The 21,624-nt window shown below is 29.2% G+C and carries 16 protein-coding genes and 13 pseudogenes; 20 read left to right on the top strand and 9 right to left on the bottom strand.

Going from position 1 to position 21,624, the window contains the following annotated elements; genetic code table 11:
• Positions 1-343 precede the first annotated feature (343 nt).
• A pseudogene (locus DK405_RS03405) lies at positions 344-996 on the top strand (transposase family protein); the annotation flags it as partial.
• Positions 997-1,727: 731 nt separating this feature from the next.
• On the opposite strand, the pseudogene DK405_RS03400 reads toward DK405_RS03405, so the two are convergent.
• Positions 1,728-1,823 (bottom strand): annotated as a pseudogene (locus tag DK405_RS03400) (IS5/IS1182 family transposase); the annotation flags it as partial.
• A gap of 1,170 nt (positions 1,824-2,993) precedes the next feature.
• Between DK405_RS03400 and DK405_RS03395 the strand changes: the two are divergent.
• Positions 2,994-3,536 carry a copper chaperone PCu(A)C gene (locus tag DK405_RS03395; protein ID WP_045912781.1) on the top strand — a complete coding sequence of 181 codons (543 nt, stop codon included), beginning with the start codon at positions 2,994-2,996 and terminating at the stop codon, positions 3,534-3,536.
• A gap of 1,198 nt (positions 3,537-4,734) precedes the next feature.
• On the opposite strand, the gene rpoH is transcribed toward DK405_RS03395, so the two are convergent.
• From rpoH to DK405_RS03375, 3 genes and pseudogenes are all read right to left on the bottom strand, one after another.
• Complete coding sequence (rpoH, locus tag DK405_RS03385) at positions 4,735-5,634, bottom strand: RNA polymerase sigma factor RpoH (RefSeq protein WP_045912782.1); 900 nt, start codon at positions 5,632-5,634, stop codon at positions 4,735-4,737.
• 46 nt (positions 5,635-5,680) lie between these two features.
• Complete coding sequence (greA, locus tag DK405_RS03380) at positions 5,681-6,160, bottom strand: transcription elongation factor GreA (RefSeq protein ID WP_012461804.1); 480 nt, start codon at positions 6,158-6,160, stop codon at positions 5,681-5,683.
• 626 nt (positions 6,161-6,786) lie between these two features.
• A pseudogene (locus DK405_RS03375) lies at positions 6,787-7,207 on the bottom strand (transposase); the annotation flags it as partial.
• 177 nt (positions 7,208-7,384) lie between these two features.
• Between DK405_RS03375 and DK405_RS14965 the strand changes: the two are divergent.
• The 6 genes and pseudogenes from DK405_RS14965 to DK405_RS03355 all read left to right on the top strand — a co-directional run.
• Positions 7,385-7,510, top strand: coding sequence for a hypothetical protein (locus tag DK405_RS14965; protein ID WP_269459337.1), 126 nt, complete (start codon positions 7,385-7,387; stop codon positions 7,508-7,510).
• A gap of 338 nt (positions 7,511-7,848) precedes the next feature.
• On the top strand, positions 7,849-8,184 hold the full coding sequence (locus tag DK405_RS13815; protein WP_231967613.1) for a hypothetical protein: 336 nt from the start codon (positions 7,849-7,851) through the stop codon (positions 8,182-8,184).
• Between the two features lie 19 nt (positions 8,185-8,203).
• Complete coding sequence (locus DK405_RS13810) at positions 8,204-8,944, top strand: DnaA N-terminal domain-containing protein (protein ID WP_231967612.1); 741 nt, start codon at positions 8,204-8,206, stop codon at positions 8,942-8,944.
• 8 nt (positions 8,945-8,952) lie between these two features.
• Positions 8,953-9,051: pseudogene (locus DK405_RS14960) on the top strand (DnaB-like helicase N-terminal domain-containing protein); the annotation flags it as partial.
• A 49-nt stretch (positions 9,052-9,100) separates the two neighbouring features.
• Positions 9,101-9,453, top strand: a pseudogene (locus DK405_RS13805) (DNA adenine methylase); the annotation flags it as partial.
• A 70-nt stretch (positions 9,454-9,523) separates the two neighbouring features.
• Positions 9,524-9,616, top strand: a pseudogene (locus DK405_RS03355) (IS5/IS1182 family transposase); the annotation flags it as partial.
• Between the two features lie 489 nt (positions 9,617-10,105).
• Here DK405_RS03355 and rpiB read toward each other — a convergent pair.
• The 3 genes and pseudogenes from rpiB to DK405_RS03335 all read right to left on the bottom strand — a co-directional run bounded on the left by rpiB (position 10,106) and on the right by DK405_RS03335 (position 11,942).
• Positions 10,106-10,555, bottom strand: a complete 450-nt coding sequence (rpiB, locus tag DK405_RS03350; protein WP_012460767.1) for a ribose 5-phosphate isomerase B — start codon at positions 10,553-10,555, stop codon at positions 10,106-10,108.
• A 197-nt stretch (positions 10,556-10,752) separates the two neighbouring features.
• Positions 10,753-10,848 (bottom strand): annotated as a pseudogene (locus DK405_RS12995) (IS5/IS1182 family transposase); the annotation flags it as partial.
• A gap of 641 nt (positions 10,849-11,489) precedes the next feature.
• Positions 11,490-11,942: pseudogene (locus tag DK405_RS03335) on the bottom strand (conjugal transfer protein TraD).
• Positions 11,943-12,785: 843 nt separating this feature from the next.
• On the opposite strand from DK405_RS03335, the pseudogene DK405_RS13800 reads away from it, so the two are divergent.
• Positions 12,786-13,129, top strand: a pseudogene (locus DK405_RS13800) (TraE/TraK family type IV conjugative transfer system protein); the annotation flags it as partial.
• A gap of 119 nt (positions 13,130-13,248) precedes the next feature.
• A pseudogene (locus tag DK405_RS15685) lies at positions 13,249-13,377 on the top strand (TraC family protein); the annotation flags it as partial.
• Between the two features lie 12 nt (positions 13,378-13,389).
• Here DK405_RS15685 and DK405_RS03315 read toward each other — a convergent pair.
• Entirely contained in the window at positions 13,390-14,397 is a 1,008-nt protein-coding gene (locus DK405_RS03315; protein WP_045912610.1) for an ankyrin repeat domain-containing protein, read from the bottom strand.
• Between the two features lie 280 nt (positions 14,398-14,677).
• On the opposite strand from DK405_RS03315, the pseudogene DK405_RS03310 reads away from it, so the two are divergent.
• The 3 pseudogenes from DK405_RS03310 to DK405_RS14955 all read left to right on the top strand — a co-directional run.
• Positions 14,678-15,236 (top strand): annotated as a pseudogene (locus DK405_RS03310) (TraU family protein); the annotation flags it as partial.
• A gap of 162 nt (positions 15,237-15,398) precedes the next feature.
• Positions 15,399-15,494 (top strand): annotated as a pseudogene (locus tag DK405_RS03305) (IS5/IS1182 family transposase); the annotation flags it as partial.
• 15 nt (positions 15,495-15,509) lie between these two features.
• Positions 15,510-16,349: pseudogene (locus tag DK405_RS14955) on the top strand (IS982 family transposase).
• Positions 16,350-16,582: 233 nt separating this feature from the next.
• Here the strand turns inward: DK405_RS14955 and DK405_RS03285 are convergent.
• The gene (locus tag DK405_RS03285; protein WP_045912609.1) at positions 16,583-17,413 is read right to left on the bottom strand and encodes a type I glutamate--ammonia ligase; all 831 of its coding nucleotides are present in this window, start codon (positions 17,411-17,413) and stop codon (positions 16,583-16,585) included.
• Here DK405_RS03285 and pgeF point away from each other — a divergent pair.
• The 7 genes from pgeF (at position 17,412) to DK405_RS03250 (ending at position 21,621) form a co-directional block, all read left to right on the top strand.
• Positions 17,412-18,143 carry a peptidoglycan editing factor PgeF gene (gene pgeF / locus DK405_RS03280; RefSeq protein ID WP_045912608.1) on the top strand — a complete coding sequence of 244 codons (732 nt, stop codon included), beginning with the start codon at positions 17,412-17,414 and terminating at the stop codon, positions 18,141-18,143. The genes DK405_RS03285 and pgeF overlap by 2 nt on opposite strands.
• Complete coding sequence (ccmC, locus tag DK405_RS03275; protein WP_045912607.1) at positions 18,136-18,846, top strand: heme ABC transporter permease CcmC; 711 nt, start codon at positions 18,136-18,138, stop codon at positions 18,844-18,846. The genes pgeF and ccmC overlap by 8 nt, the downstream gene beginning before the upstream one ends.
• 4 nt (positions 18,847-18,850) lie before the next feature.
• Complete coding sequence (fdxA, locus tag DK405_RS03270; protein WP_012461772.1) at positions 18,851-19,171, top strand: ferredoxin FdxA; 321 nt, start codon at positions 18,851-18,853, stop codon at positions 19,169-19,171.
• A gap of 132 nt (positions 19,172-19,303) precedes the next feature.
• A complete protein-coding gene (locus DK405_RS03265) occupies positions 19,304-20,125 on the top strand; it encodes a DsbA family protein (RefSeq protein ID WP_231967611.1) in 822 nt (273 codons plus the stop codon).
• 128 nt (positions 20,126-20,253) lie between these two features.
• The gene (locus DK405_RS03260; protein ID WP_012461770.1) at positions 20,254-20,781 is read left to right on the top strand and encodes a ClpXP protease specificity-enhancing factor SspB; all 528 of its coding nucleotides are present in this window, start codon (positions 20,254-20,256) and stop codon (positions 20,779-20,781) included.
• Positions 20,781-21,287, top strand: coding sequence for a ribonuclease HI (gene rnhA / locus DK405_RS03255; RefSeq protein WP_012461769.1), 507 nt, complete (start codon positions 20,781-20,783; stop codon positions 21,285-21,287). Before DK405_RS03260 ends, rnhA begins: the two co-directional genes overlap by 1 nt.
• Complete coding sequence (locus tag DK405_RS03250) at positions 21,259-21,621, top strand: NADH-ubiquinone oxidoreductase subunit NDUFA12 family protein (RefSeq protein ID WP_045912605.1); 363 nt, start codon at positions 21,259-21,261, stop codon at positions 21,619-21,621. The genes rnhA and DK405_RS03250 overlap by 29 nt, the downstream gene beginning before the upstream one ends.
• Positions 21,622-21,624: the final 3 nt, after the last annotated feature.

The following is a 21,624-nucleotide window of genomic DNA, read 5'->3' as shown; positions in this document are numbered from 1 at the left end:
CATAAATCAAAAAGCTGGTTTACACTTTAACCTCAGGCTATGAATTTTTTTATGACAATTTATTATAATTGTTTTATAGTAGTTTAGCTATATAAGCAATAAAGCAGTTTAATGTCTGTAGAGCATGGAAATAAAGATGAATAATAAAAACATCTATAGAATTACAAAACACGAAAAGGAAAATATATATCAAAGCCAAATCTGAAAAAGCAATTAAAAGGCTTCAGCTGGAAAAAGTAGAGTAGAAGAAAGTTATATGAGAAGATGGAATTATCCATTAGACTTCTTTCGAAAGTAGACAATGATGTAGAATGGTGTTATAAATATCTGATTTGAAGTAATAATGAAATTCGATCAGATTAAAGAGTTAGAGGATGAAAAATTTCATTGATTAACAGGAGTAAGGAAGAGAACATTCTCAAATATGGTAGATATTTTGAGGCAAGCTGATGGTCTTAAGAAATCAAAAGGTGGGTGTAAAAATAAGCTCAATTTGGAGGAACAGTTGCTGATGGTCTTAGAATATCTTAGAGAATACCGCACTTATTTCCATATAGGCCAGAACTATGGGATTAGTGAAAGTTCGGCATATAAAGATGTAAAATGGGTAGAAGACACCATAGTTAAACACTCAAACTTTGTTCTTCTAGGTCGCAAAGCTCTAATGACGAGTGATATGAATTATGAAGTGGTCTTGATTGATGCTACTGAGAGTCCTATAGAAAGACCTAAAAAAAACAAAAATTCTATTATTCATGAAAGAAGAAAAGGCATACACTAAAAACTCAAATAGTGGTAGACAATAAAACACGCCAAGTAATATGTACAGATTTTTCTAACGATAAAAAACATGACTTTAGATTATTTAAGAAATCCAAAATTCTTATTCATCCTAAGGTTAAAGCGATTACTGATACAGGATATCAAGGTATACAAAAAATTCACAATAATTCTGAATTACCAAAGAAAAAATGCAAGAAAAATCCTTTAACTAAATTGGTACTTTTATTTTATTTAATTAATGCTGTTTGTGTAAATTTAAATACCATTACTGACATATTTATCACCACATTCATAAATTTAAAATTGAAGTAATTAAATAATAACTTATTTTATAATTTGATTAAATTGTGAATCTATAGTATGCTTTTTATTTAAAAGCAAATAATTTTATAATAATTTTGTAACAATAAAAATGTTTTAGGGCAACATTATCAATTGTAGATTGCTCTAAGCTTATCAACTATAAATTTAAGTTTTTGGATTTAAAATCAGCACTCAATTAGCTAAATGTCATATATAAATTTGCGTTATATTTGCGCAATTATCATCAAGGTGTTATCATCATATTGTAATACAGTTAAGTTTATATATCAACTCAAACGAGTATAAACTAAATAGCAGCTTTTATAAAGTGTATAAAGCTCATAATAACTCTTACTCTAACTTATTTCTTCAAGTTAGTTAAATCTTCTTAACCACTGAATGTATTGTCCTGATAGCTTCATAAATAGGATCACTCCATTGCATGTGCCAGTAGGCTTCTGTTGGTAGAACAACAGGTTTAATCTGCTCTCGCCGTTAAACAATCATATACATAACTTCACATCGCACTATATGCTAACCATGCCATTTGACTAGTCTCTGACAACATGATACTACCACAAGACCAAATCTTGATTTTAACAATTTATACGCTTCTTTTAATAGACCTCTTTCGAAACTGGTTAACGTAGTTCAAAATTATAAATGGCAGAGATCAAATTAAATCTAAGATCAAATCTTTTACGTCTATTTCGATATTTATCAGCAATAATTTTGAACTACGTTAACCAGTTTCGAAAGAGGTCTAATATATAGCCAAACTACTATAAAACAGTTATAATAGTTTGGCTATCACTATGCCCTAGATATCCTTTTCGAAAAGTATATAATATAACTACTATTTTATAGTTGCTTGGCTATATAGGATGATAGTAGATAAATTGCTGCTAACAGTATCAATTTTTGACTGTTCGATAGAACAGGATTTAATTCAGAAATTACCTTAATAATTTTGTAGTTGTGATATGTAATGCAAGTTTTTATAAAAGTTCTCATTTAAAAACTATGATAGAAAAAATGAACATATATTTATAGTATTTACATTCTTATTTTCCTAAATCTTATTGAAAAAATAGTTTCAAGCTAAATCAAGAAGAATGAAGTATCGCTGTGGCGTAGACACCATTTTTAGACAGTATACAACGTAACTGTTTTTACTGGTTTTGCTATATCTTAAATTTAATATGATCTGATAGTGAAGTATTCTTAAGTAACTGATGTAATATTTGTTTTCAATGGCTTGCTCAAAAGCACATGAGATCAAAATTTGATAAGCAGTATTCACCTCAAAAACTCAAGCTATTTTACGCTTCAACTAAGCCTTTATACTAGGATATATAGTCATTTACAATGAAGTTTTCGTATAAAATATCCTGTTGGTAAATCTTATGATGCTATTGCTGCTTTTTTCTATGCTTAAACCTCATTGTAAATGACTATATGATAGATTTAATCTTAGTTAGATACTGTTCTTTAAATCTTTCTACGTCATTAAATTTAAAGTTTCCATTATCGGTAACTCTAGCAGTTTGAGAAGATGGAATTATATAATGATTACTAAATTCTATATTATAGATTTTTGAAAGCATTAACAGCAGATAATCCATAGGCAACACTTGGCTATCAGAAAAGCATAATGCGGGAAATTTTTACGCTACTTTTCACTAGGTAGCTGATGAAAACTGAAATCACAAAACTACCTCATAATTACTCGATCATACCTTATAGAATCCGAGATATGGTAACATCTCTTCTATTATCAGACTTATTAGCTATGTTGCTTTTGGATATAATAAATATAAATAATTATACTTTGTATTCATTTTATCTTTTATACATAAAGAAATACAGTTATTATATATACTATTTTTTACAAATTGGAAAGATATATGAGAAAAAGTACATTAATTTTATTAACTTTATCCAATATTTTTACTTGGCAAGTTTGTGCTACAGAGCTTCAATTAGAGCCAAAAGAGGTTAGTTCTAGCTGTTGCTTAGTACATCACAATAGCCAACATTCTGACCAAGATAATGCATTACTATCTAATAATAACGAATTTAGCAATGCTGAAGTTCAATTCCTAAATGCATGGGCAAGACCAGCAGATAAAGGTAAAAATACTGCTGTTTACTTAACAATTAACAATCAGTCTCTTAGTAATCTTGAAATTATAGGTGTTTCTGCTCCTAATATAGCTAATGCAGCTATGTTCCATCAATCCATAAGAGATAATAATGGAGTTATTAGTATGAGCCATATTGAGCATTTATTAATTCCTCTGCAAACTACATTTAAATTAAAACCTGGAGGTTTCCATATTATGCTAACTGGAGTTACAAAACAATTAACAGTTGGTGATTCATTCGATCTGACTTTTTGTATGAAAGATCAAAGTACTAAAACAATTAAAGTTCAGGTTAAGAAATAGAGTTTAATAATGTCAGATTATGATAAGAAAAAGATGAAAGGCATAGAATAAAAGGTATAGGAAGAGAAAATGTTGAGTTATAAAGAAAAATTTAAATAAAAAATGAATAACTCAACATGACAAAATGTATTATAACAGTATACCATTTAAACGTCAGATTAGGATAGAATAGAAGAAAGAAAAGAAGAAGAAGAAGAAGATAAATATGGATTAAAATAAGCTATAAGAGAGGCAATTATATGAACCAAGAAATTAATAGGAGAACAATGTCTAGTATCTCTAAATACATATTTTTTTAGTACATTAACGTCTTTTTAATAAAAGCTTATCTTCTATATTCAATAAGTATGTTCGCATATGTTTACGAAGATTTGTAAACATACGTAGATCATTGGTTATCAGCTAATGAAATAATGCTTTTTGTATGTAAGCTTTGTCACCAAACAATTTGCCAGACAAGCATTTAGAAATAACTGAAGCTATAGATAGCTTTTAGACTTTAGTAATTTTAACTGACATTATTTCGCTTTTATTATTAATTAATATATCTGCATCAAATGTCTCTTTAGAAACATCAATCTCTAAAATTATACTATGCATAATTACCAATTTTATGTTAAAATTAACTTAGTATACTCAAAATAAAACTTGTAAATACAGGCTTTTAGCATAAGGAGCAGACCTATATACTAGCTTCCTTGCACTATTGCTATAACTTTTATTTTATTGTAACTCCACATATTTTCATCATACAAGGAAGTAAGATGAAATATATGGAGTCAGGTAGATTATACTAGTGAAGAAGCTGAGGTAAAGCAGTTTGAGCAAGTGGTTCTAGTATAATTAATCTCTTTATTAAAATGCTATGCAAACATCAGATTTTTAAGTAAATGCAGAAATAAAACTAAAGAGAATAGCACTGTTATTATAAAGTATCATGTGAATGGTTACTACATTATTGCGGATACAATAAATAGCGACAGAAAAATACGCTTTGAAGAGTTAAAAAATAGAAATAGCAATAAGTAGCAAACAATAAGATAATATAATAATTTATCCTATGTTTTGATATTTAATTTACAGATTATCTAGTTCTTCAAGCAACAGAGTACAAGTTTTGTATCAAAGCTTATATAACACAATAATGAAATTGAAATATTATACTACAGCAAAAAAAATCAAGCCTTACTCTACATTACTAAACAAAATGTAATAACTTATGCTTAGTGTTCATTACATACTGCTGTAACTTCTCAAAAGCTTTGCTTTCTATCTGGCGAATCCTCTCCTTGGAGACATTAAAGTGCAAACTTAATTTTTCTAGCGTATCAGGCTCATCTTGTAGCTTTCGTGCACGAATGATATATAATTCTCTTTGTGTAAGAGTTTGTAAAGCATTTTGCAAAACTTCTTTTTTTAAGTTTAAATCCTGCTGATTAGCTAAAATTATTTCTTGATTTGGTCTATGCTCTGGTACTAATTCAACTAATTCAGTAGCATCATCTTCGTGATAACTAATAGGAGTATTAAGTGATAGATCGGAGTTTGATAAGCGTTGATTAACTTCTGATACTTCTGCTATTGATACTCCTGACTCATCAGCAATTTGCTTATAATCAGATGAATTAATAGCTCTTGCATGCAGCTTAGTAATTTTATTTTTAATTTTACCTAAATTAAAAAACAGTTTTTTTTGAGCTGCTGTTGTTCCTAATTTTACTAGAGACCATGATCGTAAAATATAATCCTGTATTGCAGCTTTAATCCACCAAATTGCATATGTAGACAACCTAAAGCCAAGTTCAGGATTATATTTTTTTACTGCTTGTAGTAACCCTATATTCCCCTCGGAAACTAAATCAACTACTGGAAGACCATAGCCACGATAAGACAAAGCTATTTTAGCAACCAGCTTAAGATGGCTTTTGACTAATGAATGCGCTGCTTTTAAGTTATTTTGCTCAAAATAAGACTTTGCAAGCATATATTCCTCATCAGCAGTCAAAGAAGGGATTCTATTAATCTTTTGTAAGTAAATATAAAATCCATTATCTGTATCTGAAGCTGATATTGGTAAATTATCTATTTCATTATCCATAACAATTTCTTTATTTTATATGTAACTATGAATTAAATGCATTACTTTAAAAATCAACATATTGAACTTTTAGTAGCTCATAAAATCTTCCACCTTTAGGAGTAATAACTTCAATAATATCTCCTGCCTTTTTTCCAATCAATGCTTGTGCTATTGGAGATGCTATAGAAATAAGGTTTTGTGTAATATCTGCTTCATACTCTCCAACAATTTGATATACTACCTCCTTTTCAGTATCTCGATCCAATAATACTACTCGCGCACCAAACTTAACTGAGTTACTATTAATCTTAGTTATTTCAATAACTTCTGCATTTGCTAATTTATTTTCTAAGTCGTAAATTTTTTTATCATTTAATAACTGCCTTTCCTTTGCTGCCTTATACTCAGCATTTTCAGATAAATCTCCAAACTCTCTAGCAGTAGATATGTCTGTTGTAATCTTAAGCCGCTCAACATACTTTAAATGCTTAAGTTCTTGCTCAAGCTTATGAAAACCTTTTATAGTAATCGGAAATCTTGCCATATCTTTTTATTTTAAGTAATTACTTAGTTACTTATAGAAGTATATATCACTAACTAAAATTATCAAAAGCAATTTTATCATTAAAACACTGTATGGTAAATATAATTTTTAAATCGCGCAAAAATTACTTTAACTGGTTCTGTGCACTTACTTTATCGTAACTATAAAACAACCATTGTAAAAAACATACTAGATGAAAAAAGTATTTTTATCAAATCTAGTAAAAGTTTATCTAAAACACCTTAAATTATAACCTGAGTTTGATATAATTGGTAGATTAGAGCTGAGTAATGGAAATGAAAAGTATAATCATAGTGGTATATAAAGCACAATTTTTTGTTATAATTTTTAATACATTACATTAAGTACAATCTCAATTCAGTACTGTATATTTAATATTTGCTGCTCTAATATTGCTAGCAAGTATATCTTGTCATTTAACAAAGAAATATTGCCATTATCTTCGCATCTAAGGATGGGCAAGTTAAGGCACAGTAGTTTAGTTATCACAGTTTCCATCACATGCTACATCAAACGTAACGTATGGGTTTCACGTATTACATTTTCCTGATAATTTCATATTATTGCCTATGGCTTATCTGAAGTTATTGCTTTCAAACGTCAATTTAGGATAAGGAGTCAGGAGAAGAAGAGATAAGATGGGGATTAAGTTTAGAGATAGAATAAGCAGCAAGAGAAGAAATTATATGAACAAAGAAATTAAAAGGAGTACAGTGTCTAGTATGGTCTAAATGGATATGTTTTTTTAGTACATTAAAGACAGATTCAATTAAGGAACCTTTATTTAATAAAAGCTTATCATCTATGTCTAATAAATATGTTTGCATATCTTTACGAAGATTAGTAAATAAACGTAGACCATTGAAGAAGAGTTGATGAAAAAATGCTTTAGATATGTAAGCTTTATCACCAAAACAATTTAGCAAAAAACTCTTTAGAAATAATTAAAGCTACAGATAGATTGCTTTTATTACCTTTAGTAATTTTAGCTGCCATTATTTCACATTTATTATTAATTATAAGATATTCTATAAGCAAAATTGGTCTTCTAAGGCAGATAGTATAAGTATGAAGATTTATTTAGGTTTGGTATAAAAATTTTTGTCAACCTTTTGTCAACCTTTTGTATAAAAATTTGAGGATAATTTGTAAAAAAATTATTTTCTAAAACACCTACTATAGCTGTATTTTTGGAGATGAAAAATGCGACCTGCAGTATTCGACTTTTTAACTAATAGTTGTAATATTATTAAAAAAACAGTAACAATAATGACACAATATTTTATAACTTTATTGGAAATATCATTCCGCCAGAATGGAGGAAGCTAACTGGAGATAATGGAAAAGCATTAAGTAAAACATCTAAACAGCTTTTATCATTCATAGTATTTAGACTACATATCTATTACAACAAAGATATAGATGAATTACAGGAAAGTTATCAGCTTTATGAAGATAAGCTGAATGTTGGTCAAAGAAGAGTTAGGCAATGCTTAGTAGAATTAAGAGATGCAGGTTTTATTGAAGTTGAAAATAGGACAATAATTAAAGACAATGTTAAGTTACGTAATGTACCTTGCATAAAAATTCTGAAAAATTTTCAGCACTATAGTGAAAAAGGAAAAGAAGAAAATATAGCCTTACCAGAACAAAAATTTCGTCCCAACATGAAAGAAATTTCAGGTCAACCTGAAACTTTTTTCAGGGACATATATAGATATATAAAAAAATCTAAAATATCTAGATCTACTGAAGGTGAGTTAGTAGAGAATAAAAAAAATGAAAATGAAGAACAAAATTTTCAAAATGTTGATGATTTTGAAAATGATATACGAACTTCAACTAAAAATTGTAATCAAGACATTAAATCACTAATAACAAAGATTCTCAAGTCTTCGAATGGTAAAAAAGAATGGTTCAAAAAGTACAGGCTAAAAGAGTTTTACCCACTAACACCAGAAGATGCAGTTGCACTGCAACACAAGTCTGATAAAGGTTTTTAACATATACTTTATCAACAAATTGCTATTAAAGCTAGCAGGTCGATATTCGAATTATCATTTTGGCTGTAAAGCATCAGTTCTAAACTATATAGCAAAAGTGTTAGCGAATGAATTACGAACTACTGATCAGGCAAATAGAGACAACTGTAAATTTGATAACGAATTTAATAAGGAAAAATATCTTACTCAAATTGAAACAAGCGCAAATCTTAGTAAGGAAAGTCAGTTGAAGCATAAAATTGCTGGTTCTTTTGAAGCAGCTATGGCTTATCAAATTTTGACTTCTTGTAGTTTTGGGCCAGCGGTTCGAACTAGGTTTTTTGTTAAGTTGCTTAAAAATATCACACTAACAGAATGTGATAGATCAAAGATATTACAAGCTGTACAAGATGTATATGGATACGAAATTCAAGAATTGCAAGTTAAACCATTTGAGCAACTCAAAACTGTTTCACAGAAACAAATCAATGAAGAAGAGTATCTCTTGAATCTGAGTAAACAACTGGGCTCCAACTCAACTTGGTACAAAGTACGAGAATCTTTGATTAAAAGTTACGGTCAAGCTATGGATAAATCATGGTTTAGCAAATTAGAAGTTATAAATGAAGATAGTGTTAACAAAAAAATATTCATCAAAGCAAAAACAGAATTTGAAGATAGTTACATCAGAGAGAACTATCTGAAAGATCTTGAGTCCGCTTTTAAAGCTCAAGGATTTTCTTTTGAGTTAGTTAAGTTTAGTAATTTTAATAAAATTTAAAGGGTGATATGGAAAAAGATCTTGCAAAGATTGCTCCAAGTAATATTCAGGCAGAGCAAATGATACTTGGGGCAATTCTGATTAACAATCGTGCGCTATATAACATTAAAATTGCTCATTCTTTTAAATAAGTCTCATGGTAATTTATGGAAATTTTATAGGCTAAACAGAGATAGTACATCCGCTTAAACATTTTCTAATAAGCGATATAAGCTTCATATTTGCTCTAGAATAAATAAATGTAGCAAACTTTTAACTAATGTATCAATTTGTCCAATGGATTTTTCGTTTATAGAACCTAAAAAATGTGATTTCGTTTATCTTGATTCACCTTGCTACCAATCTGGAGAGCGTTTCTATACCAGAATTCATTTGATGAAAAAGAACAAATTAGACTACGAGATTTTGTTTATGAACTAAACAATAAAGGTGTTAAAATTATGCTCTCAAATAATAACGCTACCTTCATTAAAGACTTCTTATACAAGGGCTTTTTTATTACTCAGATATGATGTATCAGGAAAGCGTAATATGGAAAAATCCGTACATTAGACCTCTTTCGAAACAGGTTAAGGTAGCAAAATTATTGATGATAAATATCGAAATAGACGTAAAAGATTCGGTCTTAGATTTAATTTGATCTCTGGCATTTATAATTTTGAACTACCTTAACCAGTTTCTAAAGAGGTCTATTACTTTGATGTGGCGAATGATAGAAATGGTGATAACTAAACTACTACGCACTCATTTGTTCCTACCTAACTAACGTTAGTTTAGAGAAAAAGTATGAAAAGTATAATACAAAAGGTCTACAAGAGATGTTATGTAATATCTTTAAATATAGTTTCAATTAATAACAGTTTATTTATTGCTCACATGTCTGTAAATGCAATTTTAGGATAAGAAACAATTAGAAATAGGAGATATGGTGAATGTTCAGGTTATTAAGTATAGTATTATGAAAGAATATTTGTAGAAATATGAGCAATAAATAAACTGTTATTAATTGAAACTACAGATAATATATAATTATACATTATCTCTTGCATACCTTTTACTCACTACCTTTCATATTTTTTCTTATCCTAAATTAGCGTAACTAGTGATATGTAAAGTTATGACTCTTGTGTCTACTACCATATGTAATAAGTGAATCCATTTCTATCTAAGCTTTTCAAGTCTAGTCAAGTGGCGGCCACCTTCAAATTTTGTAGTTATAAATTTTGAAATCATATTAATAACAGACCTAAAATTAGAAACCTTGGCTCCTATAATTAAGATATTAGCATTATTGTGCAAACGCGATTGCTCTGCCATATATTCATTAAAGCATAAAGCGGCTCTAATATCAGAATGCCTATTTGCAGCGATACTCATGCCAATACCTGTTGTGCAAATTAAAATACCATATTTAGCTCGATTATTAATTATAGTATCACATAATAAGTTGGCAATATCTGGATAATCAACCTGCTGATTATTATTACCTCCTAGATCAAGGACTGAAAAACTAATAAAACGTTCTTGCTCAGATAAATGTTGACAAATTTTTGTTTTTAACTCGTACTCTTTTTGATCAGATGCAATAGCAATAATATTAGATGAAACCATAAAAAAAATTTTGGCAATAAAAACACCTTCATTTTAATATTATATTTTGTATTATCAATAATAAAATTATGAAAAAATAAGAATTTTTTGGTAAAGCATTACTGTATCTTCTTCCTGCTAAAGCTGTCATTTAGTAAAAAATATTTGCTGTATATGTTCTGAATCATCAATTAATAATAGACCTCTTTCGAAACTGGTTAAGGTAGTTCAAAATTATAAATACCAGAGATCAAATTAAATCTAAGACCGAATCTTTTACGTCTATTTCGATATTTATCGGCAATAATTTTGAACTACCTTAACCAGTTTCGAAAGAGGCCTAATATATCACCTACAAAATCTCTAAACTGATCAATATCTAAAAAATTAATTCTACTATCAGAATAGTAGCTATTGTTGCAACATTGTTGAGTTAAGCTATCTAATTGTTCCTGTAAACCTTTATTCTGATTATATTATATACAATAGTTAAGTTAGTTTTATTCTTTTGCATATAGATGATAATATATAATGCTTATCTACTATTGATCTTAGTATATTACAATCAAAATTTATTAGTGTATATACATTTCGTTTGCTTTGGTCTCTACAAAAGTATTCTAAGCATATCAAACTATCATCTTGACTTATAACACCAATTTGATCTATATCAGTAGTGCAAAGCTGAATAACTTTATCATGAATGTTCCGATATGTACTGTTATCCCATCCAAGCAATAATAAATTATTATATCATTCATAGTTAAATATATAACTGTAAACTAAATTTATTAATTCAGCTAAACTACTGCTGTTAGGCAAGATTTGAATAGAATCACTAGTATCACTGATTCGCATAACCACACTATATATTTAAAAATTGTATTACATTCCTGATTTATAAATTACATTAGCTGAATTATCAAGCTATATTTGTTGTATAGGTATTAAAAAACTAAGATATAAGCTCTAGTTTATACTGAATATTAAGAATGCTATGCTTTAAGCCTCAATATCCTTAACATAACTGCGGCACCATTCTTGACGAAAACTATTTCATTTTAAGCCATGAAGGCGAATGTGACGGTGTTTTAATATAGTTCAGAGGGAAATTTTAAAATCAATGCAGCTTTATTTTGCTGTTCTTTATCAAAAATATCTTTACCAACCATAGTCCAATAATCTTGAACATTTGGATGTTACGTTAAAGTTTCTTTTAGTGAAACAATTGCACCAAATAAAGTATTTGTTGGTAACTGATCAAGCTTAACATTAGCAACTAATCCTCCAATTTCAATAAAACTTCGAGTACGCATTTTACGGTCTTTAATTTTGAGGTTAACTTCATCCATGATTATCTTAGCCTTTTTTGTTGGAAAGTAATTTTTTGCTGCATAAGATTTGCAATGTTAGTAATTCAGAAAGATAAAAAAATTAGGAAAAATATATCAAAATAAAATCACGTAAAGAAAAAAACGCACCTACCAAACCAGCATCAAATAATTATAGTCAAAAAAACGTGAATTCAAAGTTAGAAGCTTCATTAAAGAATAAGCTTAAGCTGGCAGATAAGCTAGATAGCGCTTTCCATCCATAAGAACAGTACTGTGATAGTACATTTCATGTTCAAGATGATTTTAACTAGAAGAAATAAGTTAGAGTAAGAGTTATTATAAGCCTTATACGCTTTATAAAAGCTGCTATTTAGTTTATTCTCGTTTAAGTTGATACACGAAATTTAACTGTAGCTGTATTAATATTATTTGTCATATGACAATAATATCTTGATGTTAATTGTGAAAATATAGCGCAAATTTATGTATAACATTTAGCTAATTGGAGTGCTAATTTTTAATCCAACAACTTGAATTTATAGTTGATAAGGTTAGAGTAGCATTCAGTTGATAATGTTGCTTAAAAATATTTCTTAGAGAAAGAAGTATGCAGCATCTTTATACAATAAAAAGATATCAGAGATTATCAGAGAAGATACTCAGAAAATTTTTGATTAAATAAAACAGAAAGAAAGCACTATGTAACAGCAAACAATATTCTAAAACTGTTAAGTCCTATATTCAATAAGGTTATAGACTGGGGATTATTAGATAAAAATCCTGTATATAATAAAAAAACACAAGCAAAAATCAAGATCTAGATATATAGTAAATGAAGAAATGGCAAGACTCATGAAAGTGCTAAAAGAGTAGGAGATCATCAATTAACAGAAGAGCAAAAACAATTAAAGGTATCAGATTTAAAAGAATGGGCAATTTTTGTGATGAAAAGCTTGTTTATTACTTCTCCAAATGAGGTGAAAAGACAAATAAGAGATATGAAAGTGGTATCTAGTAATACTGAATCTTTAAATAAATTTTTTCATGATCACTTGCAATTTGTTAAAGGCTTAAATGTGCCTTCAGTTTTTTTTCTAAAGAATGTTGAAGTGATAAAGGATGGAGTATTAATTAGTGAAACGCCTTGTTATTGGTTTAGCGATAGTAAGCATGTCGCTGTCAATAAAACTTACCTTTTGACTTACAGCAAAGTTCTAATTACCTTTTGTTGTTGAATGGCATTAAAGAAAATGAGATTAGAGTTTTGAGGTTTATGATAGGGTTTATTGCTTTAGTAAAGTTTAGTGATGTATATGCGGTAGAATATGAGTTAGAGGCTAATAATTTGCTAAAGCTTGAAATTTCTGATAGTTGATCAAAGAGGCTAGATCAGATTTTTTATCTAACTTTCCGTCTATTTTAGCAGCCATGGCTGCACTTCAGTATGGAACAAACCATCTACAACCAATGTTACAGATGGCTTTGACACTTGCACTATTCTCCCTCATATAGAGCATATGCTCATTTAAGTACAGCTTCTGCTTCATCAAAGCATTGGAGTTTTATTAAATCATTGGTACTTAAATTCTCTAATATCATCAGCTTTAATTCTGGTGGCAAGTAAAGCCAAGATGTCTGACTTTCTTGAGAAACATCATGATTAGATTCAAATATCTCATCCATTGATTCAGCTGCTCCTTGTAGTAGCCTAGTTCTTCCTGTCGCTTCTGCAATAGACTTTACAATAAATTGAGAATACATATGAAACTCATTCGTAAGCTTTGTAATCTCACTATGCTGATAACTACATCTTATTAGCTCTGATTTATCTTTTTGCAGTATAAATATATCCCAAACAGATAAGCTACTTTCGTTAACATGGGCAGACTTCATTTTTTCTATTTCTTTACAACATTCTTGTTGAAATTTTTTGAGCAAGTCTGAGTTACTAATAAGTCTTTTATTTAAATCAAGTCCTTCTAAATCATCTTCACTAATCTTTACATCACTGTGCTCTAACTTAACAATTTCAGCAACTAACAACCGCATAACTTCTTGATTTTTCTCTGGATCCGCCATAAACATCGTGTGACATTCACTGAACGGAGTTATACCTGTAGTATCTACTACATTAAGATTAGCTCCATTCTTCAATAATAGAAGTTTTATAATCTCAACTTTGCAGTGATGAGCTGCAATATGAAAAGAAGTATCAAGATTGCAATTTTGTACATTAGGATCAGCTCCATGCTTCAATAGAGTCTTTATAACATTTAAATTTCCTCTAGAACAAGCAGAATGCAAAGGAGTGTTACCATATATATCTTGCGCATTAGGATTAGCTCCATGAGTTAATAAAATGCTTGCAACTTCTAAGTTGCCTGCTCTGATAGCATAATGTAAAGCTGTGTTATGACTAACATCATCACTTGAATTTACATAATCTAAGCTACTGTTCTCACAAAGAATTGATTTTACAGCTTGTATATTGCCACTTTTAACAGCTTCATGTAAAGCAGTATTACCCATCGTTATCTCCTAAATTAGTTTTTTTATTGACAATTAGACACTTGAAAAGCTTCTGTATAGAATTGCCAGGTAAGTAAATGTAAAATAGCAAATAATTACTCAATAGATTTTTACCTTGAAATTAATTATATCTTACAAAGATAATATACATAAAATAAGTAATTTACAACTTAAAATTGAATATTTTTTTATTATTTTATATGATTTTTATTAACGAAATCATACTTTCTTCAAAACATCGAAAAATCACTTTTAAAGCAAAAAATAAATTAGGTTCATTTGTCCTAAACCAGGAATTCCAGTGCCTGTACCTAGTATTCCTGTAGGATTTTGTGAGCCAGTACGCCTTGTAGATGTTACAAAGTCACCAATGTGTATGGTAGGTCTTGGAGGTTTGTTATTTGGAAGCGCTACGCAGAAAGGCATGAAAGATGAGGCTGAAGGAAGTGCTTTTTATCACATTCACTGGTATGTCTACCCAGTGATTTATTGGCTAAAAATTTTGCTTGATTTTATTTGTCTGGAAATGGCTGCAGTCGATATAGCATATTTAACAAAGTTTGATCCATTATGGAGTGACGATGCTAAATCTGCGATTTTAAATTCAGAAACGCTGTTGTTTCAAAATGTAGCTGCTTATCAAGCATGTATAGCTTGAGATTGCATGAGTTGCAGCACTGGTTTATTAGCAAGTGCTTATGCTTTTTGATGTGCTAGATGTCAAGGAATGCTTTACCTTTTACTGGAACAGCTGCAGCACATAATGGTGCAGTTGGAACATCTATATTAAAATAGTAAGTAAGTTTATGGCTAAAATGCATAGGCAACTGATGTTATGGTGATATTCTGGCAGAGAATTTTCAGTGAATGCTTTAGAAATAATTAGAAATTCTATTAAAAATTCTAATAAACGCCAGATTAGGATAATGGAAAATATGAAAAGTAGAGAATAAAATGTATACAAAGAGAGAATAGACCTCTTTTGAAACTGGTTAAGGTAGTTCAAAATTATTGCTGACAAATGTCGAAATAGACGTAAAAGATTAGGTCTTAGATTTAATTTGATCTCTTGCATTTATAATTTTGAACTACCTTAACCAGTTTCGAAAGATATCTATTATCTATATTACTTGAGTTATAAGTATAAAGGATACTTTTGCTTACCAAGCTATAGTAGAATAATACAACTGTGGCCTAGAATGTTGCTACCATTAGTCGTATTAATGCATTATCTGAAAGGAGAAGAGACTGGTATATATTACATCGATTCTACAAAGTTAGCAATTTGTCATAATACACGTCCCTCAAGCAATAGAGTTTTTAACAAAATTTCTAAAATTGGTAAAAGTAGTTATGGCTGGTTCTTAGGCTTTAAGCTTCATCTTATAATCAATAATAAAGGCGAAATAATGTCAGTTAAAATTACTAAAGGCAATAAAAGCGATCTATCTATGGCTTCAGTTATTTCTAAAGGCTTATCTGGTAAATTGTTTGGTGATAAAGCTTACATATCTAAAAAGTTATTTCATCAACTGTTGTCAAATGGTCTACGTTTATTTACTAATCTTCGTAAAGATATGAAAACATATTTATTGCACATAGAAGATAAGCGTTTATTTAATAGACCTCTTTCGAAACTGGTTAAGGTAGTTCAAAATTATAAATGCCAGAGATCAAATTAACTCTAAGACCGAATCTTTTACGTCTATTTCGATATTTATCAGCAATAATTTTGAACTACCTTAACCAGTTTCGAAAGAGGTCTATTAAATAAACGTTCTTTAATTGAGTCTGTCTTTAATGTACTAAAAAAACATATGCATTTAGATCATACTATGTACAGTTCTCTTATTAATTTCTTTGTTCATATAATTGCTTCTCTTGCTAGTTATTCTATCTCTAAACTTAATCCCCATCTTATCTCTTCTTCTTCTCCTGACTCCTTATCCTAAATTGACGTTTATATTCTCCTGATTTAAATCTTTTGAGAAAAAGTGATTTTAAGCCAAATCAAGAGAATGCAATATCACTGTAACTTAGATATGCTTTGTAAAAAATATATAACATAACTGTTTTATACTGGCTTAGCTATATCATCTTAAAAGCTCTTTGAGACTTAATTATTTAATTTAGGAATTAAAATTTTGCATATATCATGCTCATGTTCTAAGCACGTGATGCTTATCTATATTTCATTCATTTCAAAAAATTTTATATTAAAACAGTTAGTGGCAGTAATAATGTTATTTGGTAGTAGTTCTAAGTTGTATTGACTATCATAAGCATTGCCATAGATTTTTGTATAGCTATTAATTTTATCAGGTGCTTTTATTCCAAGATATATTGACTTTAATATAGTGTATAATGCTAAATATTGGCAAATTAACGGTGATGCTAAACGATGCTCTATTCTTAAAGGTAAGCTGTTTGGAATCCTAATTGCAACGGTGCGATTATTGCCACCATAAGCAATATGAGTTGGGGCCATGAAATTTTTATTTAGTCTTAAAAAATCTTCTTCACGATGGACAAATACTAAAAAAGTTTCCTTCATATAATGACAAATACTATTAATTGTTGAGGTTAGAATATTAGAATCTTGTTCAAAGACGTTTAAATTGTTGCAATCTAACAATTCGATGTGAAAATGTAATGCATTACCATAATCAGATAGATATGGTTTAGCATCAAACTTTGATACTCCATTATATGATCTAGCCATTAACTGAATTTTGGTAATAGTATTATTAATTGATTGAGCTAAGTATGTTAGGTCTTCAGTAGGTGAAATTTCAATTTCATATTGACAGTATCCTCTTTCTTTTTTTAAATTATAGGGTTTGAGATATGAGTATAATTTTTGTTTGACGTCATTTGGTTCTAAGTAAAATTCTATTTCTACGCCAACTCTAATCTTGTAATTAAAATTTTGTGCTAATTTTTTTTGCAATTGCTCTAATGCGTTTACTTTTTTTAAATTATTTGATAGGCTTAATGGAAAATCGTTATTCTGCATGCAAAACTTAATACCTGACAATATATCCTATAAATTTTTTGATAAAAGTTTTATACAATCTAGCGGAGTATACTCACTTTCACATCAGGATAATAAAACTATTAATTCTAAGCAAGTGGCAAATAATAGGCAGTTAGTTATCAATTATTTTTCAGCCAAAGGTCTGATGATCTTAAATCAAAAACATGGCAATAGTGTATATTACGCTAAGGAGATTAACTGTATACATGAACCTGTTGCTGATGGTGTAGTTACTAATCTTTCGCAGTTAATACTGAGCATTCAAACAGCTGATTGCGTGCCTGTTCTATTGTTTGATAGAGATGGCACAACAATTGGAGCAGCTCATTGTGGTTGGCGAGGTACTAAAGCTAATATTCTAAAGAATGTTATTTACTTAATGCGAAATTTAAATAATATGGTTAATATAAAAGCTATAATAGGACCGGCTATTCAACAAGCTTCTTATGAAGTTGATCAAAATTTGTATAGTGCTTTTATACAAGAAAATAGCGATTATCAATCTTTTTTTAAACCATTAGACTTTGATGGTAAATTTTTATTTGATTTGGTAGGTCTTGTACAAGCAAAATTATTAGAAGAAAATGTTGAGATAGTTAAAGTTTATCAAGATAATACTTACTTGTTACCAAAATTGTATCCAAGCTATAGACGTGATCGTCATATAAATTACCATATATTATCTACTATAGTGATCAATAATGCTTAAGTTACTTAATCCTAAAATTTTTTTACAGTTATCACGACAAATATTACCTTATTTGATAGTTATATTTGTAGCTATTTTTAGCTATGGTATTTATTTAGCGCTTTTTAATTCTCCAATTGATTATCAGCAGGGAGAGTTAGTAAGAATAATGTATATACATGTTCCATCAGCATGGTTAGCAGTAATGATATATGTTATAATGGCTATATGCAGCTTTGGATCAATAGTTTGGAAGATTAGAATGTTATATATAATTGCTATATCAGCAGCTCCTATCGGTTGTTGTTTTACAGCAATTACGTTGATTACCGGCTCAATTTGGGGAAAAGTGACTTGGGGTACTTGGTGGGTATGGGATGCTAGATTAACATCAACGCTAGTATTGTTATTATTATATCTAAGTTATATTATAGTAGTAAATGCTGGAGATAATATATTACGCTGTGAAAAGCCAGCTGCAGTAACTTCTCTAATTGGAGTTATTAATATACCTATCGTTAAATTTTCAGTTAACATTTGGAGCACGCTACATCAACAATCTAGCGTTCTAAAAATCGGAGGACCAGCTATTCATATTTCAATGTTAAAACCTCTGATAGTAATGTTCTTAGCATTTGTAATTTATTTTATTATTGTAATTATTTGTAGAGTAAATATACTATTTATTCGATTAAAGTTATTTAATTCTACGAGTTTTAGGTAATATTATGACTTACGTTGTTACAGATTCTTGTGTAAAATGCAAGTATACTGATTGTGTAGAAGTCTGTCCTGTAGACTGCTTTCATGAAGGAGAAATGATGGTTGTTATTGATCCTGAAAAATGCATTGATTGTGGTGTTTGTGAAGCAGAATGTCCAGTAGGAGCTATAAAACCAGAAGCTGAAGAGTTAATTAAATGGATAGAGCTTGGTCAGGAATTTTCTAAGAAATGGCCACAGATTTTACATAAAAAAGCTCCACTACCTCAAGCTGATTTGTATAAGGATGAAACTAATAAGTTTGAGAAGTATTGCATTTCAAAATAATATTATTAATTGCTACTAAGTATTAAAGTAGAGGTGCAGATTATGGTGTATATTAATTTATTAGAAACTGGCTACTTAAGGTCGATGATAAAGTAACTTTTTAATAAAAATACTAAATTTGTAATAATTATGATGATATTATCCTTATATAAAAAAACAGTTGCTATAATAATATTATTACTAATGATTCTGTGTAATAGCATTAGTATAGTTTGCGCTAAATTATTAAAAGATGCATCAACTACAATAGAGCTAGTTCCATATCAAGCTAATGAGCTAACTCCTGAAAAAATTAATGATCAGATAAGACAATATATTCTTAGTCATCCTGAGGTAATTATAGAGTCTATCGAAATTATGCAACAAAAGCAACAGCAGCAAGAACAAGAGTATCTTGCTAATGCTATTAGTGAACAACTCAAAATTTTGCATGATACTCATAACTTGCCTATGGTTGGCAATACACATGGTGATATAATTATAACTATTTTTTATGATTATAATTGTAAATATTGCAAACTATTAAATAACATAGTTAATAAGTTAATTGTTGAAAATGAAGATATAAAAATTATATGGGTACCTTTAACAATCTTGGGAGGGCTATCAGAACATGCTGCTAAAATTGCTTTAGCAGTCTACGAAATAGCTCCAAGTAAATTTCATATATTCCATAATAAAATAATGAGTTTAACTAAAGTTACTTTACAGGATATTGAAAATATCTTAGTTGAAGCTGAAATAGATGTTGATAAAGTTAATAATTTAACTAATAGCTCTAATGTACAGAATATATTGTCTATGATTAATAATATAGCTTCTAAGTGTAATTTAAATGGAGTACCACTCACAGTCATTGGTAATAAGGTATATACAGGCTTAGTTGATAAATTACAACAGGGGGTTAATGAAGCTAGGGAAAAAAACAAAGCTATTGTTTGTCATCTTAAATAAAAACAGTAAAGTTGCGTGATTAGTAAAATTATGGACATTTGATAAGTGTTACTCTATAATAATATGATTCATAAGTCTGATAAGTAAATTTAAATAAGATATTAAACTTAGAGTCTTGGTAAATAACAATGAAAAAAATCAATTACGAAGAACTTATTGATCAATCAATGTTAAATGTTGTTAAACAAGCTCTTAAGTTTGCTTCTACTAACTGCAATTTTGAAGATAATTATTTTTATATATCATTTTGTACAACATTTCCAGGTGTAAAAATATCTGAACACTTAAGAGTTAAGTATTTAGAACAAATGACTATTGTGTTACAACATCAGTTTTCAGATTTAGTAATTGAGAGTGATTTTTTTTCAGTTTGTCTAAGTTTTAGTGGTAAAATTGAAAAAATTGTTGTTCCATGGAAATCAATAATTATGTTTATTGATCCAGAAGCTCAGCTAAGAATCAAGCTGTTTTATTATGTAAATAAGTATAAGCAGCAGCTTTATAAAAATGTAGATGGTATTGTTGAGGACAGTAACAAAGAAAATAAAAATCAATATTGCGATCAGTTAGTAGCCACAAATGAAAAGTTGAAAAATATGAAAGACATAGTAGGAAATAAAGTTGTTAGTCTCGACAGCTTTAGGAAGAAAATCTAGTGATTGACTATGCTTGCTCTGCTACTAATAACATTCCAGTTAAGATATATACAGATGGTGCATGCAGCGGTAATCCAGGACCAGGAGGTTGGGGTGTATATTTAAGTTATAAGAATCATGAAAGAAAAGTTTATGGATCTAACATAAATACTACAAATAATAGAATGGAGTTAACAGCAACAATAGAGGCGTTGCGGCTTCTTAAGTATAGCTGTAAAGTAGAATTATATACTGATAGTCAGTATGTTCAAATGGGTATTACTAAATGGATAAAAAAGTGGATAAAAAATAATTGGGAAACAAGCAATAAGCAATTGGTTTGTAATGTTGATTTATGGCAGTCGTTATATACTTTGATTCAAAAACACCAAGTTAGTTGGCATTGGGTGAGGGGACACTCTGGCAATATAGGTAATGAAATTGCTGATAAATTAGCAACTAATGGAAAAATTGAAGCAATGAAAATAGTTAAAAATAATGAAAATACTAAGAAATTTCTTGATTAGATATACAAGTAAGTTTGTTGGTGTTGACCAATATGGTAATAATTATTATATTTCTTTAATGAAAAGTAATCATTTAAAGAATAAAAAGAGAATAATAATTTTTAATGGTATAGAAGATCCTTCATCAATACCATGCGAGTGGTATCAATGGCTGCATTATATGACTGATCATGCTCCATATCTAGCAAATTTTAAAAAGTATGATTGGCAAATTAACAGAATACCAAATATGACTGGTACGGAATTTTCATATTCTCCATTAATAAGAAATGGTGATAGCTTGTTAAGACAAGAAGTATCTTCTGATTATAAATCTTGGCAACCAAAAAAATAAGAA

Source organism: Orientia tsutsugamushi (genome assembly GCF_900327275.1).
GTDB lineage: Bacteria > Pseudomonadota > Alphaproteobacteria > Rickettsiales > Rickettsiaceae > Orientia > Orientia tsutsugamushi.
Note: the sequence above shows the minus strand (reverse complement) of the source record. Positions and strands in the feature narration are given on the sequence as shown.

Excerpts from the sequence above, each read along its gene's own strand:
- rpiB (WP_012460767.1), bottom strand. The coding sequence starts at position 10,555 with ATGGTTTCATCTAATATTATTGCTATTGCATCTGATCAAAAAGAGTAC.
- pgeF (WP_045912608.1), top strand. The coding sequence starts at position 17,412 with ATGCAAAACTTAATACCTGACAATATATCCTATAAATTTTTTGATAAA.
- DK405_RS03265 (WP_231967611.1), top strand. The coding sequence starts at position 19,304 with ATGATATTATCCTTATATAAAAAAACAGTTGCTATAATAATATTATTA.
- DK405_RS03315 (WP_045912610.1), bottom strand. The coding sequence starts at position 14,397 with ATGGGTAATACTGCTTTACATGAAGCTGTTAAAAGTGGCAATATACAA.
- rpoH (WP_045912782.1), bottom strand. The coding sequence starts at position 5,634 with ATGGATAATGAAATAGATAATTTACCAATATCAGCTTCAGATACAGAT.
- DK405_RS03250 (WP_045912605.1), top strand. The coding sequence starts at position 21,259 with ATGAAAATACTAAGAAATTTCTTGATTAGATATACAAGTAAGTTTGTT.
- DK405_RS03395 (WP_045912781.1), top strand. The coding sequence starts at position 2,994 with ATGAGAAAAAGTACATTAATTTTATTAACTTTATCCAATATTTTTACT.
- DK405_RS13815 (WP_231967613.1), top strand. The coding sequence starts at position 7,849 with ATGAAAGAAATTTCAGGTCAACCTGAAACTTTTTTCAGGGACATATAT.
- DK405_RS14965 (WP_269459337.1), top strand. The coding sequence starts at position 7,385 with ATGCGACCTGCAGTATTCGACTTTTTAACTAATAGTTGTAATATTATT.
- greA (WP_012461804.1), bottom strand. The coding sequence starts at position 6,160 with ATGGCAAGATTTCCGATTACTATAAAAGGTTTTCATAAGCTTGAGCAA.
- DK405_RS03285 (WP_045912609.1), bottom strand. The coding sequence starts at position 17,413 with ATGCAGAATAACGATTTTCCATTAAGCCTATCAAATAATTTAAAAAAA.
- DK405_RS03260 (WP_012461770.1), top strand. The coding sequence starts at position 20,254 with ATGAAAAAAATCAATTACGAAGAACTTATTGATCAATCAATGTTAAAT.
- fdxA (WP_012461772.1), top strand. The coding sequence starts at position 18,851 with ATGACTTACGTTGTTACAGATTCTTGTGTAAAATGCAAGTATACTGAT.
- ccmC (WP_045912607.1), top strand. The coding sequence starts at position 18,136 with ATGCTTAAGTTACTTAATCCTAAAATTTTTTTACAGTTATCACGACAA.